The sequence below is a fragment of the Leifsonia poae genome, assembly GCF_050632195.1.
Taxonomy (GTDB): domain Bacteria; phylum Actinomycetota; class Actinomycetes; order Actinomycetales; family Microbacteriaceae; genus Leifsonia; species Leifsonia poae_C.
In genome coordinates, this window is sequence record NZ_CP192580.1 from 181,812 (window position 1) to 199,575 (window position 17,764).

At 66.8% G+C, this 17,764-nt stretch carries 21 protein-coding genes and 1 pseudogene; 8 read left to right on the top strand and 14 right to left on the bottom strand.

Features of this window, described 5'->3' with window-relative positions:
- Nucleotides 1–2 precede the first annotated feature (2 nt).
- Genes flgK through ACQ86A_RS01025 form a run of 3 tightly spaced genes read left to right on the top strand, consistent with a single transcriptional unit; the run spans nucleotide 3 to nucleotide 2,691 of the window.
- The gene (gene flgK, locus ACQ86A_RS01015) at nucleotides 3–1,427 is read left to right on the top strand and encodes a flagellar hook-associated protein FlgK (protein ID WP_431278794.1); all 1,425 of its coding nucleotides are present in this window, start codon (nucleotides 3–5) and stop codon (nucleotides 1,425–1,427) included.
- A 2-nt stretch (nucleotides 1,428–1,429) separates the two neighbouring features.
- On the top strand, nucleotides 1,430–2,314 hold the full coding sequence (flgL, locus tag ACQ86A_RS01020) for a flagellar hook-associated protein FlgL (RefSeq protein ID WP_431278795.1): 885 nt from the start codon (nucleotides 1,430–1,432) through the stop codon (nucleotides 2,312–2,314).
- On the top strand, nucleotides 2,311–2,691 hold the full coding sequence (locus ACQ86A_RS01025; RefSeq protein ID WP_431278796.1) for a flagellar assembly protein FliW: 381 nt from the start codon (nucleotides 2,311–2,313) through the stop codon (nucleotides 2,689–2,691). The genes flgL and ACQ86A_RS01025 overlap by 4 nt, the downstream gene beginning before the upstream one ends.
- Nucleotides 2,692–2,733: 42 nt before the next feature.
- On the opposite strand, the gene ACQ86A_RS01030 is transcribed toward ACQ86A_RS01025, so the two are convergent.
- On the bottom strand, nucleotides 2,734–3,846 hold the full coding sequence (locus tag ACQ86A_RS01030) for a serine hydrolase domain-containing protein (protein ID WP_431278797.1): 1,113 nt from the start codon (nucleotides 3,844–3,846) through the stop codon (nucleotides 2,734–2,736).
- Nucleotides 3,847–4,069: 223 nt separating this feature from the next.
- Here ACQ86A_RS01030 and ACQ86A_RS01035 point away from each other — a divergent pair, with 223 nt between their 5' ends.
- From ACQ86A_RS01035 to ACQ86A_RS01050, 4 genes are all read left to right on the top strand, one after another.
- Nucleotides 4,070–4,366 carry a DUF2470 domain-containing protein gene (locus ACQ86A_RS01035; RefSeq protein ID WP_431278798.1) on the top strand — a complete coding sequence of 99 codons (297 nt, stop codon included), beginning with the start codon at nucleotides 4,070–4,072 and terminating at the stop codon, nucleotides 4,364–4,366.
- A gap of 99 nt (nucleotides 4,367–4,465) precedes the next feature.
- Nucleotides 4,466–4,879 (top strand): DUF4383 domain-containing protein, encoded by a 414-nt coding sequence (locus ACQ86A_RS01040; RefSeq protein ID WP_431278799.1) that lies wholly within the window; start codon nucleotides 4,466–4,468, stop codon nucleotides 4,877–4,879.
- 35 nt (nucleotides 4,880–4,914) lie between these two features.
- Entirely contained in the window at nucleotides 4,915–5,490 is a 576-nt protein-coding gene (locus tag ACQ86A_RS01045) for a hypothetical protein (RefSeq protein WP_431278800.1), read from the top strand.
- 124 nt (nucleotides 5,491–5,614) lie between these two features.
- Nucleotides 5,615–6,262, top strand: a complete 648-nt coding sequence (locus tag ACQ86A_RS01050) for a heme oxygenase (biliverdin-producing) (RefSeq protein WP_431278801.1) — start codon at nucleotides 5,615–5,617, stop codon at nucleotides 6,260–6,262.
- A gap of 13 nt (nucleotides 6,263–6,275) precedes the next feature.
- Here ACQ86A_RS01050 and ACQ86A_RS01055 read toward each other — a convergent pair whose 3' ends face one another.
- Both ACQ86A_RS01055 and ACQ86A_RS01060 read right to left on the bottom strand, forming a co-directional pair.
- A complete protein-coding gene (locus ACQ86A_RS01055) occupies nucleotides 6,276–6,632 on the bottom strand; it encodes an FHA domain-containing protein (RefSeq protein ID WP_431278802.1) in 357 nt (118 codons plus the stop codon).
- 39 nt (nucleotides 6,633–6,671) lie between these two features.
- Complete coding sequence (locus ACQ86A_RS01060; RefSeq protein WP_431278803.1) at nucleotides 6,672–7,952, bottom strand: ATP-dependent DNA helicase; 1,281 nt, start codon at nucleotides 7,950–7,952, stop codon at nucleotides 6,672–6,674.
- A 90-nt stretch (nucleotides 7,953–8,042) separates the two neighbouring features.
- On the opposite strand from ACQ86A_RS01060, the gene ACQ86A_RS01065 reads away from it, so the two are divergent.
- Entirely contained in the window at nucleotides 8,043–9,116 is a 1,074-nt protein-coding gene (locus tag ACQ86A_RS01065; RefSeq protein WP_431278804.1) for a hypothetical protein, read from the top strand.
- A 15-nt stretch (nucleotides 9,117–9,131) separates the two neighbouring features.
- Here the strand turns inward: ACQ86A_RS01065 and ACQ86A_RS01070 are convergent, their stop codons facing one another.
- The 11 genes and pseudogenes from ACQ86A_RS01070 to ACQ86A_RS01120 form a co-directional block, all read right to left on the bottom strand.
- Nucleotides 9,132–11,042 carry a cytochrome c oxidase assembly protein gene (locus ACQ86A_RS01070; protein ID WP_431280501.1) on the bottom strand — a complete coding sequence of 637 codons (1,911 nt, stop codon included), beginning with the start codon at nucleotides 11,040–11,042 and terminating at the stop codon, nucleotides 9,132–9,134.
- Between the two features lie 252 nt (nucleotides 11,043–11,294).
- Entirely contained in the window at nucleotides 11,295–11,582 is a 288-nt protein-coding gene (locus ACQ86A_RS01075; RefSeq protein ID WP_431278805.1) for an HU family DNA-binding protein, read from the bottom strand.
- A gap of 235 nt (nucleotides 11,583–11,817) precedes the next feature.
- Entirely contained in the window at nucleotides 11,818–12,123 is a 306-nt protein-coding gene (gene rpsN / locus ACQ86A_RS01080; protein WP_431278806.1) for a 30S ribosomal protein S14, read from the bottom strand.
- 4 nt (nucleotides 12,124–12,127) lie between these two features.
- A complete protein-coding gene (gene rpmG / locus ACQ86A_RS01085; protein WP_085367414.1) occupies nucleotides 12,128–12,295 on the bottom strand; it encodes a 50S ribosomal protein L33 in 168 nt (55 codons plus the stop codon).
- Nucleotides 12,295–12,531: a 50S ribosomal protein L28 gene (gene rpmB / locus ACQ86A_RS01090; RefSeq protein ID WP_431278807.1), complete on the bottom strand. Its 237-nt coding sequence runs from the start codon at nucleotides 12,529–12,531 to the stop codon at nucleotides 12,295–12,297. The genes rpmG and rpmB overlap by 1 nt, the downstream gene beginning before the upstream one ends.
- A 175-nt stretch (nucleotides 12,532–12,706) precedes the next feature.
- Nucleotides 12,707–13,093, bottom strand: coding sequence for a Fur family transcriptional regulator (locus ACQ86A_RS01095; RefSeq protein ID WP_431278808.1), 387 nt, complete (start codon nucleotides 13,091–13,093; stop codon nucleotides 12,707–12,709).
- Between the two features lie 9 nt (nucleotides 13,094–13,102).
- Nucleotides 13,103–14,026 (bottom strand): metal ABC transporter permease, encoded by a 924-nt coding sequence (locus ACQ86A_RS01100; RefSeq protein WP_431278809.1) that lies wholly within the window; start codon nucleotides 14,024–14,026, stop codon nucleotides 13,103–13,105.
- Nucleotides 14,023–14,889, bottom strand: a complete 867-nt coding sequence (locus ACQ86A_RS01105) for a metal ABC transporter ATP-binding protein (RefSeq protein WP_431278810.1) — start codon at nucleotides 14,887–14,889, stop codon at nucleotides 14,023–14,025. The genes ACQ86A_RS01100 and ACQ86A_RS01105 overlap by 4 nt, the downstream gene beginning before the upstream one ends.
- The gene (locus ACQ86A_RS01110) at nucleotides 14,886–15,800 is read right to left on the bottom strand and encodes a metal ABC transporter solute-binding protein, Zn/Mn family (RefSeq protein WP_431278811.1); all 915 of its coding nucleotides are present in this window, start codon (nucleotides 15,798–15,800) and stop codon (nucleotides 14,886–14,888) included. Before ACQ86A_RS01110 ends, ACQ86A_RS01105 begins: the two co-directional genes overlap by 4 nt.
- A 97-nt stretch (nucleotides 15,801–15,897) precedes the next feature.
- Nucleotides 15,898–16,320 (bottom strand): GNAT family N-acetyltransferase, encoded by a 423-nt coding sequence (locus ACQ86A_RS01115; protein ID WP_431278812.1) that lies wholly within the window; start codon nucleotides 16,318–16,320, stop codon nucleotides 15,898–15,900.
- A gap of 23 nt (nucleotides 16,321–16,343) precedes the next feature.
- A pseudogene (locus tag ACQ86A_RS01120) lies at nucleotides 16,344–17,764 on the bottom strand (dihydrolipoamide acetyltransferase family protein).

Consider the following 17,764-nt stretch of genomic DNA (forward strand, 5'->3'; position numbering starts at 1 on the left):
CTGTGAGCACCTTCAGCGGCCTCAACACCGCGTACACCGGCCTCGTCGCAGCCAAGACGGGCCTCGACGTCGTCGGCCAGAACATCGCGAACGCGGGAACGGCCGGCTACACCCGGCAGCGCGTCGTCACCTCGGGCGTCCCTGCCCTCAACTCGGCAGGGCTGTTCACGGGCGGCGTCCGTCCCGGTCAAGGCGTCAGCGTCGACGGCATCCAACGCCTCGACAGCGCATCGCTCGACGCCCGTGTGCGCACCACGACAGCGCTCTCCGGATACTCGGGGGCACGCGCCGACGCGCTCTCGACCCTTGAGAACTCGCTCAACGAGCCGGGCGCCAACGGTCTCTCGACCCAGCTGCAGAAGTTCTGGTCGGCATGGGGGGATGTGTCCAACCAGGCCGGCGAGGCGGCTCCTGTCGGCGTGCTGCTCGGCCAGGCCTCCACCCTCGTCACGCAGATCGGCGCCGGCTACCAGGCGGTCGACGGACAGTGGTCGGCTCTGCGCACCAACGTCGACGGGATGGTCAACGACCTGAACGCCGCTGCGAGCGAGGTCGCAGACCTCAACGGTCGCATCCGGTCGACGCTCGCCGCCGGTGGGTCGGCCAACGAGCTGATGGACCGTCGCGACATCCTGACCACCCAGATCGCCAACCTCTCGGGCGGCGTCGTGCGGACCACTGACGACGGGTCGGTCGACGTGCTCGTCGGCGGCAATGCACTCGTGTCGGGCACGACCTTCAACCCGGTCAAGGCCGTCGGCGCCCAGCGGATGGCCGACGCGACCGGCAGCCCCGTGCAGCTCGAGTGGGCCCACCGCCCCGGATCCGCGATCGCGATGGAGGGCGGCGCGATCGCCGGCGCCCTCTCAACCCTGGCTCCCGCGGATGCGAGCGGCACCGGCGGCGTGCTCGCCGAAGCGGCCGCGAGCTACAACGCCTTCGCCGTCTCGATCGCCCAGCGGGTCAACGACGTGCACCGCACCGGCTCGACTCCGGGTGGCACGACGGGCCTCGACTTCTTCGCCATCGACCCCACCAAACCCGCCGCCCTGGGGCTCTCGGTGGTCCCGACGGGAGTCGGGCAGGTCGCCACGGGAACTCCGGGCGCGGGCGGAGGCGACGGCAGCATCGCCGACGCGATCTCCCAGCTCGGCACAGGCCCGAATGCCGTCGACAAGCAGTGGGCCGACTTCGTCGTCCGCGTCGGCGTCGCCAGCAAGACCGAACAGCAGCAGTCCACGCTGGCGGACCTGGCCACCAGCGGAGCCGTCAACGCCCAGCTCTCGAATTCGTCCGTCGACCTCGACGAGGAGAACATGAGCCTGCTCGCGTTCCAGCATGCATACCAGGGCGCTGCTCGCGTCATGACCGCCGTCGACGAGGCCCTCGACGTGCTCATCAACCACACCGGATTGGTCGGGAGGTAGTCGTGTTCACCCGCGTCACCAACGCAACTCAGGCGCTCAACGCCCAGCACAACCTGCAGGCGAACCTGCAGCGGCAGGCCCAGCTCTACGACCAGGCAACGAGCCGGCGGCTGATCACCAAGCCGTCGGACGACCCGACGGCCACGGCGAGCGCCCTCGGCGTCCGCTCCGACCAGAGCGCCAACGCGCAGTACTCGCGCAACGTGAACAGCGGCGACGCTTGGCTCACCACCGCCGACTCCACCCTGACATCGGTCGAGAGCATCCTGAACCGCGTTCGCGACCTCACGGTGCAGGGGGCCAACGACGGAGCCACGTCTCCGGAAGCGAAGGAAGCGATCGCGACCGAGCTCGACGGCCTGAAGAAGAGCCTGCTCTCCCTCGCGAACACGAGCTACCTCGGTCGCAACATCTTCGCCGGCAACTCGAATGCCGGCGTCGCCTTCAACCCCGACTACAGCTACACCGGGGTCGCCGGGAGTACAGTCGAACGCAGGATCGGCTCCGACACGACGGTGCGCGTGGACGCTGACGGCGCGGCAGCATTCGGCACGGGCGCGACCTCGGTCTTCGCCCTCATCGACAACACCGTCAACGACCTGCGAACGGGCGTCAATGTGGGGCCGAGACTCGCAGAGATCGACGATCGGATGAAGGCAATCGTGGGAGAGCACGCAGAGATCGGCGGACGGCAGACCCGCATCGACAAGGCCAAGGACACCCTCGCCGTCACCGCCAACTCGCTGGAGGCGCAGCGCTCCGGCATCGAGGACGTCGACCTCAGCAAGGTGCTTCTCGACCTCAAGACGCAGGATGTCAACTACCAGACGGCGATCGCCGTCACCGCCCGGGTGCTCCAGCCCACTCTGATGGACTTCCTCCGATGAGCGCCCTCGACTTCGTGACGCCGCCTCCCGGCCTGGAGCCGTTGCGCGAATTCGAGCTCAAGGCCGTGCCCGGTGCCGGCGGGCTGTACACGATCCAGTCTCTCGAACGGCCCGAGATCCGCATCTTCGCGATCGACGCGTCCCTGCACCTTCCGGGCTACTCCCCCGAGGTTCCGGATGCGAGCGCCGCCGAGATCGGCGTCTCGAACGCCGACGAGGTGCTCGCCCTCGTCATCGTGAATCCGTCGCGCGACGGCAGTACGGTGAACTTGCTGGCACCCGTGCTGATCAACCGGGCGACGGGTGCGAGCCTCCAGCTCGTGCTCGACGACGACTTCCCCGTGCGCGCAGAGCTCGCGGCACTCGCGGGAGCGTAACCGCACCGCGCTACTGCGCCCGCTACCTGCCCCCGGTACCTGTTACTTGGCCGGCTCTGCCGGCGGGCAGACGGTGCTCGCCTTGATCGCGGCCACGGCCTGCTCCTCCGACCATGGCAGCCCGGTGACGACCTTGGCGCCCTTCGCCTTGGCCGGCGCCTTGGCGACGATGGAGACGAGTCGCTGGGCGAGTGCCTGCACGAAAGCCTCACCAGAGGTCGAGTTGTTGAGGGCGATGACGACGGTCAACCCCGAGGTCGGGTCGCTCAGCACGGCCGAGAGGTAACCCGGCATCGCACCGACGCTCCCGCGAAGCGGTCCGAGCATCGTCACGCCGAGTCCGTACTTGTGCCAGCTGGCGTCGACGGAGATCCCGCTGGACTGGGCCTTCGCCGACTTGTCGCTGAGAAGCGAGCCTGTGGCGAGCGCCTGCGCGAAGGTCTTCAGGTCGGCGACGTTCGAGACGACTCCGAACGCCGTCGATCCCATCGACGGTGACAGACTGCTCACATCCACGACTGTTCCGCAGATCGGGGCACCTGCCGCATCGAGGGCCGTCGCGTACCCGGCAGGATGCTTGCCGGGAAGGTCGAACACCGACGATGAAGGCAGGGAGGTCGACGGCATCCCGAGCCGACCGAAAACGTACTTCTGGTAGAGATCCTGCCAACTCGACCCCGTCGCGTTCTCCAGAGCCATGCCCAGCAGCACGAAATTCGTCGCAGACATCCCGAACTTCTCGCCGGGCTGGCCGACCGCCGGAGCGGCCAGCCCATCGCTCACGAGCTCGAGCTCGGGCCATTGCCGGGTCGGGTTGTTCACGAACTGCGTGTTGAGCGCGCTCACGTAGTCGCCGATGCCGGAGGTGTTCTGACACAGCTCCCGCAGTGTCACCCCATCGACGCCGACGAAGCCGGGGAGGTACTTGGCGACCTGATCGTCGAGCCCGACCTTGCCCTCATCCACGAGGCCGAGCAGCACGGTGCACGTCATCGGCATGGTGTTTTCCGCGATGCGGAACGTCATGGCCGACGACACGGGAACCGAGCCTTTGGCGGTCGTGGTCCCGAGGCCTTCGACCCAGCTGCCCGACCAGGGAGCCCACACGCCTACCATGGCTCCGGATGCGCCCGCCTGCTTCATCGCATCCGTCACCGCCCCCTCGAGCTTGCCCTTGACGTCGCTGGGGAGTCCCCCTGGGCCTGCGCGGGAAGCTGGTGCCCTCCGCTCGCGTAAGAGGTGCAGGCGGTCAGAACGAGGGCAACGATGCTCGCCAGAACGGCGACGGTGATCCGTCGGGTCCCACTCGCCGGTCGGCGCATATGCCACCCCCGATGGTCGATAGCTCGTAGCGGGATTCTATCCGTAGCATCGAGTTATGCCGACCTTCGAACCCGAAGTGGTGGATGCTGTCCTCCGCCACATGAACTCCGACCACCGCGACGACAACCTGATCATCGTGCGCGCAAACGGCGTGCCCGATGCCGAGAGCGCGACGATGATCGCCCTCGACGACCGGGAGGGAGTCTGGACGGTTCGGGCGCACGGAGTCGATTCGGAACTGCGCGTCGCCTGGACCGTACCGGTCGCCGAGCGCGCCGACATCCGGAAGGCCGTCGTATTCCTCTACCGGGATGCGTGCAAGCAGCTCGGGGTCGTGCCGCGCTCCGAGTAGCGATCGCCCCGAGAACGAGAACCAATCCGCCTCCGGCGACTCTCCGAACTACCTGGTGAGCACGACGACCGTCGTGGTCACCACTAGGAGGGAATTGCCATGCGTAACTCACCGAATCGCCTGGTCGCCACGATTTTCGGCGCCGTTTACATTCTTGTCGGCCTGCTCGGCTTCGCCGTCACCGGCGGCGTCGGCTTCATCGCGACCAAGGGAGGGCTGCTCCTCGGAATCTTCGAGGTCAACCCGCTGCACAACATCGCCCACCTGCTGATCGGTGCTGCACTGCTGATCGCAGGCCTCACCCGGGTCGCGGCCGCGAAGGCCACCAACACGACGATCGGCGCGGTATACCTGCTGCTCGGTATCGTCGGCTTCTTCCTCGTCGGAACCGGAGCGAACATCCTGGCGCTCAACACGCCTGACCACTTCCTGCACCTCGTGAGCGCCATCGTGCTCCTCGGTGTCGGCCTCGCCGCGGACAAGACCGTCCGCTCGAACACGGCCGTCGCCTGACGACCGCCGCGGTCAGCCTGCAGATGAGTACCGTGATGGGGACACCCCTGGGGGCGCCCGAGACCACGACCGCGAGCGTTCGACCGGAGTCGTTGCCGACGACCCTGACCGTCGCTCCGGCCGTGCGGGCCTGGCTGGCCGTGGCTGCGCTCGGCGCGGGACTGTTGCACGCAGCTCTCGCGGCGAGCGCCCCACTCCCGGCCCTGGTCGTCCTGGCGACGATCGGGGCCGCGGAGCTGGCCTGGGCGGTGTTGACGCTCGCACGTGAACGGCCCCCCATCCTGAAGGCCTCGCTCTTCCTCTCGCTTGCGCCCGTCGCGGCCTGGGCGGGCGTCGCGACCATCGGCGCCACGTCGGAGGCGGGCACCATCCTCGCTCTGCCTCCCCTGCCCCTTGCTGTCGCGTCGCTCCTGAACGTCGCGGTCGCACTCACCATCGCCATCGTTCTCCGTCGCGGGCGACCCGCCGCGCAGAACACCGGCGCCGGCCGCTTCGTCGCCGCCCTCGCACTCAGCGCCGTCGCAGTCTGCGCGGTGACTATCCCTGCACTGTCCGTGACGGATGCGGGCGTCGGCGCGGTCACGGTACACCTGCAGCACGAGGGTCACTGAGTTCGGCCCACGAACCTGGGGTGCGGAGCGGGGAGCAACTGCCGGGCTTCGCATTCTGCGCCCGCTCCCCTTATGCTGAGGATGTAGTTAGGCAAGCCTTACCTCATCCGACCTCAGGAGCATCGTGGCTGACGTGATCCCCTTCTCCCAGGCCCTTCGCGAGCGCACTCGCACCGACCACGGGTCGAGCGAGGGCGCCGGATTCATGCAAGACCTCATGAGCGGCAAGGGCACCCGCGACGACTACATCGCGCTGGTGGCGCAGCACTATTTCATCTACGAGGCCCTCGAAGCCGCTGCATCCCGGATGCGCGACGACGCCGTCGCCGCGGCCTTCATCTCCCCGAAGCTCACCCGCCTCCCGGCGATCACCGCCGATCTGGCGTTCCTCCTCGGTCCCGACTGGCGCGAACGCATCGCGCCGTTGCCGACGACCGTACGGTACGTCGACCGCATCCACGAGGTCGGCGGCACCTGGTGCGGCGGCTTCATCGCCCACCATTACACGCGCTATCTCGGCGACCTCTCGGGCGGCCAGATCATCCGCACCCTCATGCAGCGCCAGTTCGGATTCGAGACCAACGGGGTCGGGTTCTACCTCTTCGCCGAGATCGCCAAGCCCCGCGAGTTCAAAGACGTCTACCGGGCGCAGCTCGACGCGGTCGATTGGGACGATGCGGAGCGCGATCGGGTGATCGACGAGGTCATCCTCGCCTACCGCTTCAACACCGAGCTCTTCGACGATCTCGCCGAGGCGAAGGCCGCCGCTTAGTCCCGACGCAGCGCTAGAGCGACCGCGTCAGCGCGAAGGATGCGCGGCCGAACCGCACGACCGAGCCCGGGTCGACCTCGTGCCGGGTGTTCGGATCGCAGGAGTACGCGCCGTCGCCCGGGTACACGATCGTCGTGCCGTTGGAACTGCCGAGATCCATCACCCAGAAGACGCCCTCGTACTGCCCGAACGCCAGATGGGCCCGCGACACCGATTTCGTCTCGTCGGGGATCGCGATCAGTTCGACGTTGTCGGGGTCGTCCATCTCTGTCCCCGGGACGTGGACCGAGGGGATGCGCCCGATCACGCCGTTCCCGCGCGTCTCGACACGCTGACCGTCGCTGAACTCTAGCACGAACGCGTCCGTCACCTGCTCCTCCTCGGGTTCTCGGGTATCGCGGTTCTCGGACTACCGAGGACGCGAGCGCATGAAACGCTCCACGTCAGGATCGACCATGATGTCGCTCGGCCGCAACGGCCGGCTCAGGTAGAGACCGTCGAGCGAGGTGATCCTGCTGAGCGCCACGTATGTCTGCCCCGGACTGAATGCCCGGTGTCCCAGGTCGACGATCGCCGAGTCGTACGTCTTGCCCTGCGACTTGTGGATGGTGACCGCCCAGGCCAGCCGCAGCGGGAACTGCGTGAACTCGGCCACCACATCCTTCGTCAGCTTCTTGGTGGCGGGGGAGTACGAGTACTTGAACTTCTCCCAGATCGCCGGCTCGACCTCGTGGATTTCGCCGTCGACGTCCACATAGACGTTCGAGTCGATTCGCGTCACCGTGCCGATCGTGCCGTTCACCCAGCGTGGGCCGTCTTGCTGGCCCGTGTCGTTGCGCAAGAACATCACCTGGGCGCCGACCTTCAGCTCGAGCTTCTCGTCGGCCGGATACGTTCGGCCGCCGAAGTCGCCGCTCACCTCAGCCTTGGCGGTCAACGCGCGGCCCGGCAGCCGCTCGAGAGCCTGCGCGTTGATGCGGTTGACCGTGTCGTTGCGGGTGGCCAGCGTGATCGTGCCGTCTTCCGGAGCCGGGCGCGCCCCGGTCTCGTTGAGCCGGTCGGCGATCTCCTTGGTGACCTGACCGTGCCGCACGGCGTTCAGCATGTACTTGAAGTCGGATTCGTGCTGTCGGTGAACCTCCACCAGCTCGACGATCTTCAGGTCGGCCTCGTCCCAGACCTTCGCGTCGAAGAACCACATCGACCGGTACGTGTCGGTGAAGTACGCCCTCTCCTCCGGATCTCCCGGAACCGGCGCGAGCTGATAGGGGTCGCCGAAGAGCACCACTTGAACGCCCCCGAAGACCTCCTTCGGCCGTTGGCGGGCCTGCCGCAGGCTGCGATCCATCGCATCCATCAGGTCGGCGTTGACCATCGAGACCTCGTCGACGACGAGCGTATCGATGCTGTTCAAGAGCTTGCGCAGCTCGGCGCTCTGCTCGATGTCGTGGTCGGCGATCACGCCGATCGGCAGCCGGAACAGGGAGTGCACGGTCTGGCCGCCCACGTTCAACGCCGCCACCCCGGTCGGCGCGCTGATCACGAGCGACTTCTCGGTGTTCCACGCCAGATGGTTCAGCAGCGTGGACTTTCCCGTGCCCGCGCGTCCCGTGACGAACACGTGCTCACGAGTGTGCTCGATCAGGTCGAACACGGCCTGCTGCTCGGGAGTGAGGGAGAGTCGGCTCATCCGAGTTCCTTCCTCGCGCGACCTGCCGAACTACTCTAACTCGGCGCAGGATGCCCGAGGACGTTGTCCACAGGACCCTAGGATTGCACCATGGTCGGGGATGAGCAGGGCGACGCGCCTTCGCATCCTCTCGCCGCTTTGTCCGCCCGCACCCGGGCCATCCTGATCTGGTCCGGCTTCGCGCTGCTCCTGATCCTCGCCTTCATCGCGGCCGTCGGTGCCGTGCAGCGCACCTTCTACAGCGCGGGCGGTTTCGTCTCCTCCTACGTCGGTGCCCTGGCACGGCAAGACCTGGCGGCGGCGATGACCATGCCCGGCGCCAACCCGACGAGCGCTTCACTCAAGGCCCAGGGCCTCCCCGCCCAGCCGTCTCGCGAACTGCTGCGCACCGACGTGCTACCCAAGCTCCAGAACATTCGCGTCGTCGCTGACGACGATCTCGGAACGGGGGAGCACCTGGTCGAGGTGCACGCCGACGCCGACGGGCATCCTGTGACCGCGCGATTCAGCGTGCGCCAGACCGGGGCCGTACTCGGGATCCTGCCTACGTGGCGCTTCAACCAGACCCCGTTGGCCGTGGCGCACGTCACCGTCGAGCATGCGGACACGTTCACCATCGCCGATCACACCGTGGATGTGCGCGCCACCTCGAAACAGCCGACGGGCACGTTCACGCTCAGTGCCGACTACCTGCTCTTCGCTCCCGGGCTCTATCAGCTCGGCCACGCATCCCGGTACCTGGATGCGAAGGCCGTGGACTTCACCGCGGGATCACCCGGGCGAGTCGTCGATGCGACGGTGGTGACGAATCCCAACGCCGCATTCGTCGCGCAGGTCGACAAGCAGTTGCACACCTACCTCGACGGATGCGCGAAGCAGCAGGTACTCCAGCCCGCCGGATGCCCGTTCGGCGTCAGCATCGACGACCGTGTTCTCGGGCTGCCCACCTGGTCGATCGCCCAGTACCCGCCGGTCACGATCGTGCCAGGGGAGAACACCTGGACGATGCCGTCGTCGCGGGGAGTCGCTCATCTCTCGGTACGTGTGCAGTCGCTGTTCGACGGGAGCATCGATCAGCGCGAATCCGACGAGCCGTTCCAGCTATCCGTCTCGGCTATCACGATCTTCGACGACGGGGCCCTCGACCTCACCGTCGCTGACTGACCCTCACCCGCGCGATCAGCGCGAAGCGCCGTCCCGCGCCGCGAGCCTGGCGAGACGCTCGTTGTACGCGTTCAGCTCGGCATCGCCGGTGCGATCGGCATTGCGGTCCCGCCGCTTCGTCTCGCGTTCGTCGCTGCGGCTCCACTGGATGGCGACCACGATCGCCAGGATGACCGTCGGGATCTCGCCGACGCTCCACGCGATCCCGCCGCCCGTCTGCTGATCGACGAGCGGTGTCGCGCCCCAGGTGCGCCCCATCGCCCCGAACCAGTCGGCGAGCAGCAGCCCCTGGTTCGTCATGATGGACAGTCCGAAGAAGGCGTGGAACGCCATCGTGCCGAGCAGTAGCAAGAGCCTGAACGGGTAGGCGAGGCGGTACTTCACCGGGTCGATGCCGATCAGCGACTGCACGAACAGATACCCCGTGATCAGGAAGTGCGTGATCATCCACTCGTGACCGACGTGATCGGTCGTCGCCCAGCGGAACAGCGGCGTGTAGTAGAACAACCACAGTGAACCGGCGAAGAGGAGCGCGGCGACGATCGGATTGGTGATGAAGTTGGCGAACCGCGAGTGCACGGCGAGCAGGATCCACTCACGACCACCGCGAGACCCGTCGGTGCGCTTGCGGATCGCGCGCAGGGCGAGCGTCACCGGCGCGCCCGGTACGAGCAGCAGGGGCACCATCATCGTGAGCACCATGTGCGCGAGCATGTGCTGCGAGAACAGGTACTTCTCGTACACGTTGATTCCGCCCGAGGTGATGTAGAACAGCAGCACGAGCCCCAGCACCCAGAACACCGTGCGGTGGATGGGCCACTTGTCTCCGCGTTTACGCAACCGCCAGACGCCGGCGAGGTAGAAGAAGAGCGCGAACGCGCATCCGAGAACCCAGAGCAGGTCGAAGTTCCACGAGGTGAACATCGTTCCGAAGGTGAGCTCGGGCGGCAGCTTCTGGCCCGTCAGGATCTCGGCCGGAGTCGGGGATGCGCCCAACTTCTCGGCGACCGGGGTAGCGGTGCGCGCGAGCGCCGCAGCCACTCCGGACGCGATGCCCATGAACGCGAGCTCGGCCGTGACCAGCCACCAGAAGGTGCTGCGCTTGCCGTTCGCCTTGAGGTGTCCGATGAGGTACCGGCGCTGGAACACTCCGAAGAGCCCCAGGGCGCCGAGCGCTGCGACCTTGATGAGCACCAGGATGCCGTACGGCGTCGCCAGCTGCGCAAGCGTGCCCACCCGGAGCTCGGCGTTCACATACCCGGATGCGGCCACCACGATGAATGAGATCAGAGCGAGAGATGAGTAGCGCTCGAGCACAGTCACGAGACGGCCCCCGTCGAGCGTGCGTCGCACGATGACAATAGTCAGGAGACCGCCTAGCCACAGCGCTGCGAAGAGCACGTGGAGACCGAAGGAGGTGACGGCGGCGTCATGGCCCGCCGCATCCGCGCTGTGTCCCTGCTGGGCCATCGGCACGATCGACGCGACGGCCAGGGCTGCTACGAAGACGAGTGCGGTCTGGTTGCGCACGGCGAAGCAGAGCACGGTCACGGCGGCCGCGATCAGGGTGATGCCGAGCCAGGCCTGGCCGAGCGACACGCTGGTGATGAAGGAGCTCAGACCGTTCGTGAAGGTCGTGTCGAATGAGAGCGGCACGTTGGACACGCTCACGAACGTGAAGAGGCCGGTGATGGCGCTGGCGACGGTCATCAGGGCCGCGGCACCGGCGGCGAAGTCGAGGGCCTTGCCGTACTCGGGACGGTCCGGGCTGAAAGCGAAGCACGCGAGCACCAGCGAGCCGATCACACCGGCCACACTGAGGTTGACGATCAGTGTGGAGGCGGGCAGCCCCCACCGGATGAGCGCCCCCGGGTCGAGGAGCTGCGGTGCGTCAGCGCCGCCGCCGAAAGCCAGGGCCGCGATCATCGCGACGACGGCGACGATCAGCAGCACGGCAGGGCCGGCTATCCGGGCGATTCTGGGCACCCGACAAGCCTACGTCCCACCCGCTGAGAGCCCGCCCCACCAGCGCAATCGACTCCAGCCTAAATCCCCTTATGCGCGTGCTTTTAGCGGGATTTCGGCCGGACTCGATTGCGTTGGGCCGGGCGGGAACGACGAAGGGGACACCGCGTGCGCGGTGTCCCCTTCTCAAGCTGTGCCTCAGTAGAGGTGAGACTACTTGACGGCAGCCTTGAGCTTCGAGCCGGCGGTCAGCTTGACGCGGTGGCCGGCCGGGATGTTGATCTCGGCGCCGGTCTGCGGGTTGCGGCCGGTGCGGGCAGCGGTCTCGGTGCGCTCAGCAGCGAGCCAGCCCGGGATGGTGACCTTGCCACCGTTGGAGACGGTGTCCGCGACGGTAGCGAAGAAGGCGTCGAGCACGCCACCGACGGCAGCCTGGCTCTGACCCGTCGATGCGGCGATAGCGGAAACGAGCTCGGTCTTGTTCAGCGACTTGTCAGCCATTGAGTGTCCTCCTCGGACCTTTTGCTGGTTCTCCAGCTTTTCTTGATGGAACGGTTGAGGCCACGCGGGCCGTAACGTTTGGTCGTCTTGACCGCCTCGAATGTATCAGAAACCCGCGGAAACACGCGGATTCCCGGCCTATTTCACGATTTACCCAGGCTCGAACGCGCCCAGAACGCGCGAGAGGGCATCCGGCCGAAGCCGAATGCCCTCTCGTGAGTGCGTCGTGCGCTGTCTACCAGCTGGACTTGGTGATACCGGGCAGCTCGCCACGGTGCGCCATGTCGCGGAAGCGAACGCGCGAGATGCCGAACTTGCTGAGGTTTCCGCGCGGGCGGCCGTCGACGGCGTCGCGGTTGCGAACGCGGATCGGCGAAGCGTCGCGGGGAAGCTTCTGCAGGCCCTGGCGGGCCGCTTCGCGCGACTCGTCGGTGCCGTTCGGGTCGACGAGGGCCTTCTTGAGCTCGAGCCGCTTCGCGGCGTAGCGCTCAACGATTACCTTGCGCTGCTCGTTCTTGGCGATCTTGGACGTTTTAGCCATGTGTTTAGCGCTCCTCTCGGAAGTCGACGTGCTTGCGCACTACGGGGTCGTACTTCTTGAGCACGAGACGGTCGGGGTTGTTGCGACGGTTCTTCTTGGTCACGTAGGTGTAACCGGTGCCTGCCGTCGAACGAAGCTTGATGATCGGACGAACGTCCTGCTGCTTTGCCATTAGATCTTCTCCCCACGGGCCAGGAGGTCCTTGACCACGGACTCGATGCCACGGGCGTCGATGACCTTGATGCCCTTGGCGCTCAGGGTCAGGGTCACATTACGGCGAAGCGACGGAACGAAGTACGTCTTCTTCTGAATGTTCGGGTCGAAACGACGCTTGGTGCGTCGGTGCGAGTGCGAAATTGCGTGACCGAAGCCTGGAACGGCTCCCGTCACCTGGCACACTGCTGCCATTGTCTTCTCCAATACCGCGGAGCCGAATGCTCCGCCCAAGGTCACTTGTCGGCACGCTCAACACCCTCGATCCGAGGATTTCAGGGGTTTGCGTACGATCTGAATGGGAGAGGCCCACTCAGCCAAACATCAATACTACGTGACGCAAGGCCCCCGGCCAAATCAGTCGTGGGACTCAGGATGCGCGCGAGCAGTTCTCGCAGAGCCCGAACACGTCGACGACGTGCTGCGCCTGGGTGAAGCCGTGGGATGCGGCGGCCGCCTGAGCCCACTGCTCGACCGCATCCGCCTCGATCTCGACGGTGAGTCCGCAGTTGCGGCAGATCAGGTGGTGGTGGTGACCTGTGGTGCAGGCGCGGTAGAGGCTCTCGCCGTCGGGGGACTGCAGCGAGTCCGCGTCGCCCTCGGTCGCCAGGTCGGCGAGCGCGCGATAGACCGTGGCGAGACCGATGGGGGAGCCGGTCTCGTGCAACGACATGTGCAATCCTTGCGCGCTGATGAAACCCTCCGTCGAGGTCAATGCCTCGCGGACGGCTTCTCGCTGCCAAGTGTTGCGTTTCACAGTTCCAGGCTATCCCGCCTGGCTCACGAGAGGCCGTGAGTCCGCGGCGGCGCCACGACTCCCACGTCGGCCGCTGCGAGCGCCCCGTCGCGCACCGACGATCCGGCACACCACATAGATGACGAACGAGATCGTGGTGACGTACGGGCTGATCGGCAGGGATCCGCCGAGCGCGAGCATGATGCCTCCGACGACCGAGACGAGCGCGAATCCCACGCTCCACAGCGGCACCGCCAGCGGCGACGACGAGATGCGCATCGCGGCAGCAGCCGGCGTGACGAGCAGCGAGAGAACGAGGAGCGCGCCGACGATCTGCACGGACACCGCCACCGCCAGCCCGAGGAGCACCATGAACGCGATCGACACGAACCGAACCGGTACGCCCCTGGATGCGGCGACGTCCGCATCCAGGCTGTCGAACGTCAGCGGCCGCCAGACGAGCAGCAGGCCGACCACGACGATCGCGCCGATCACGATCAGCGAACCGAGCTGCGGGTCGTCGACCGATACGATCTGGCCGGTCAGCAGGCCGAACTTGTTCGCGCTCCGCCCTGGATACAGCGCGAGGAACAGGATGCCGAGCCCCAGCCCGAACGGCATCAGCACGGCGATGATGGAGTTGCGGTCGCGCGCCTTGGCGCCGAGCACGCCGATGAGGATCGCGGCGATCAGCGATCCGGCGAGCGATCCCAGCACAACGTTCGCACCGATCAGCAGCGCGGCCGCAGCCCCGGCGAATGACAGCTCGCTGATCCCGTGCACGGCGAAGGCCATGTCTCGCTGCATCACGAAGACGCCGATGAGGCCGCCGACGATTCCGAGCACCGCACCGGCGAAAATCGAGTTCTTGACGAGCGCCAGCAGCTCGCCGTAGTTGGCGAAGTTGAAGAGCTGCGACCAGAGGTCGGGCGAGTCGGCGAGGTGGGCGATCACAGTGCGGGCTCCGGATGCGCGGTGCGCGCGTGCTCGTGGTGGTCGTGGGTCTCCGCATCCGGAATCCCCACAACGACGATGCGTCCGCGGCTGCGGATGACGTCGACGGGCGTCCCATACAGGTCGGTCAGCACGTCGCTGCGCAGAACCTCGTCGGGAGTGCCCTCACGGAACCGGCCGCCGGCCAGGTAGAGCACCTTGTCGACCATCCCGAGAACCGGGTTCACGTCGTGCGTGACGAAGACCACAGCGCTGCCGTGATCGCGCCGGCGCCGGTCGATCAGCTCGCTCACACCGCGCTGGTGCTGCAGGTCGAGCGAGAGCAGCGGTTCGTCGCAGAGCAGGAGCGCAGGGTCTCCGGCAAGCGCCTGACCGACGCGCAGCCGCTGCTGCTCGCCGCCGGAGAGGCTCCCGACCGGGTCGTTGGCGTAGCGCCGGGCCCCGACTGCGTCGATCAGGCTCTCGACCTGGGCCCGATCGGCGCGCGTCGTGAACGGCAGCCCCCAGCGGTGCCCGTTGACACCGAGCGCGACGAGATCGCGTGCGCGCATCGGCGTGCCCGCGGCGATGAGCTTCTGCTGCGGGATGTACCCGATGCGCCTGTCGCCGCGCCGCACGGGGTGGCCGTCGAACTCGATCGTTCCCGAGTCGAGCTGCTGCTGGCCCAGGATGGTCTTCAAGAGGCTGGTCTTGCCCGAACCGTTGGGCCCGAGCACCGCCACGAACTCACCGGCGTGCACGTCGATGTCGAGCCCGCTCCACAGGGTGCGGTCGCCGAATCCGAGATTCGCGTTCCGGAGGCTGAGAACGACTTCGCGCTCCGACGGGGGAGTCACGAGGCCGAGCGGCTCGGTGTCCGTCATGCGGCGAGCGCCTTTCCGATGGCGTCGAGGTTGGCCGTCATCCAGCTGATGTAGTCCTTGCCGCTCGGAAGCGTCTCGGTGACCGGCACCACAGCGACGCCGTCTGACTTCGCAGCCGACAGGACCTTCTCCGTCTCGGGGCCGCTGGTCTGCGCATTGTAGGCGAGCAGTTTCACGCTGCCGCCGGAGATGAGGTCGAGCGTCTCCTTGAGAACGGCGGGGGACACATCCGTGCCCGCCTCGATCGCAGCGCTGAAAGCCTCGGGCGTCTTGTTCTTGAGACCGATCGCGTCGAGCATGTAAAGCGGCACCGGCTCGGTCACAGCCGCACCGGCGCCCGCATACTGCTGCTTGAGTTCGGCCTCGCGGTTCTGCAGGCCGGCCAGCTTCGCTGTGAACGCTTCGCCGTTCTGCTTGAACGTCGTGGCTTGGGATGCATCTGCCTTCGACAGCACGTCGACCAGCTTGTCCGTGAGCTTCTGCACGGTGGGGAAGTCGTACCAGACGTGCTCGTTCAGCTCACCATCGGCTGCCTTCTTGCCGGAGAGGTCGACGACATTGATCACTGTGGCCTTCTTGGTACCCCCGGCCTTCAACATCGTGTCCATGAAGTCGTCGTAGCCGCCGCCGTTCTCGATCACGACGTCGGCCTTCGAGAGCGCCAGTTGGTTCTGGGCGCTCGCCTCGAACGAGTGCGGGTCCTGGCTTGGGTTGTTCATGAGCGAGGTGACCTTGACCGCATCCCCCGCGATGGTCTGGGCGATGTCTCCGTAGACATTCGTGCTGGCGACGACGGAGAGCTCGCCGTCGGTGGTCCCGGATGCGCTGGTCGAGCATCCGGTCAGTGCGAGTGCCGCCATCAGAGCGGCGGCGGGGAGTGCGGCGAGCGAGACGAGGGAACGCGTCTTCATGCAGGGGGACCTGTCTAAGTCGATGGGAGTGCCCGACTGGGTACTCTACGACTGTAGAGCTTATTGATAATGATTGTCAAAACCAGTGCGGAGCGCTTCAATCGAAACGCACGAACGCCCGGAGTATTCCGCCGTGGGCCTCGCGCACGTCCTCGTATCCGAGCGACTCGTAGAACGCCTTCTGTCCGGGGTCGTCGTCGGTGATCAAGACCTTCTGCCGCACATCCGGATACGCGTCGAGAAGCGCCGAGACCAGCTGTCGCCCCAGGCCGGTGCGCTGTTGGGCGGGCTCGACCAGTACATCCTGCAGATACAGGATGCTCGACGCGTCGGTCACAACGCGAGCGAGACCCACGAGACGACCGTCGAGGCGTGCCGTGGCGATGCGACTCGACCCGGCGAGCGCGGCCAGCAGCCGATCCGGGTCCTTCGTGTATGCGCTCCAACCGACCGAGTCGTACAGGGCGAGCGCCTCATCCCGTGCCACGGATGCGGGCTCAACGATCGCAATGTCGACCATCCCCATAGCCTAGGGACCGCGCCTCAGTCGAGCAGCAGCGCAGGCTCTTCGATGATCGATGCCACGTCGGCGAGGAAGCGCGAGGCGACGTCTCCGTCGACCACCCGGTGATCGAACGAAGCGCCGAGCGTCGTCACGAAGCGGGGGCGAACCTCGCCGTCGACGACCCACGGCTTCTGCTTGATCGTGCCGAGCGCGACGATGCCGACCTCGCCCGGGTTCAGGATGGGCGTGCCCGTGTCCATCCCGAAGACGCCGATGTTGGTGATCGTGATGGTGCCGCCCGCCATGTCGGCCGGGGAGTCTTGCCGTCACGCGCGGTCAGTGTGAGTTGCTCGAGCGCACCGGCCAGGTCGAGCAGGGACATGTCCTGCGCTTCCTTGACATTCGGCACGATGAGCCCGCGCGGCGTCGCCGCGGCGATCCCGAGGTTCACATAATGACGGACGATGATTTCCTCGTCGGTCCACGACGAGTTGACGGTCGGGTTTCGGCGCACGGCCCAGATGATCGCCTTCGCCATGATGAGCAACGGCGACACCTTCACGCCGGCGAAATCCGGGGAGTTCTTCAGACGCTTGACGAACTCCATGGTGCGGGTCGCATCGACGTCGACGAAGAGACTCACGTGGGGAGCGCTGAACGCGCTCGACGTCATCGCGTTCGCGATCGCCTTGCGTACACCCTTCACGGGGATGCGGTCCTCGCGGTCGTTCGGCCACTCCGGCGTCTGGATGTTGCGGAACACGCTCACCTGCGTGGCCTCCCGCAACACGTCGTCGCGGGTCACGTCGCCGATCGGCCCGGTGGGCGTCACAACGCTCAGGTCGACTCCGAGGTCTTTGGCCAGCTTCCGGATGGGCGGCTTGGCGATCACGGGAACGCCTGCCGCGACGGCGACCTCCGGGCGCACCGTGAGCGAGGTGGCAGCGGGCGCAGCCGTCTCCGACTGCACGGCGGGAGCACTCACGCCGGCGGGCGCGCTGGTTCCGGACGCGGCCGGCGCCGACTGCGTCACATGCGTTCCGGGATGCGTCGCCCTGCGGCGACGGCTCGACCCGTGTCCGGATGCTCCGTACCCGACGAGCGGCGCGTTCGCCGGCTCCGCGGTCGGTGCGTCCTCGTGCGACACGCTGGCAGCGGCATCCGCTGCCGCCTCCTGCACCTCCGTGACCGGTTCTGCGACCGGCTCGGCCGTACTGCCGGCGTTGGAGACCGTGATGATCGCCGTTCCGACGTCGACCGTGTCTCCCTCGGAGACGAGGAGTTCGCCGACGACGCCCTCGAAGGGCGAGGGCAGCTCGACGAGCGATTTCGCCGTCTCGATCTCGACGATCACCTGGTTGACCGCCACGGTGTCGCCGGGGCCGACCTTCCACGAGACGATCTCCGCCTCGGTCAGGCCTTCACCCACGTCGGGGAGGAGGAACTTCGAATCGCTCAT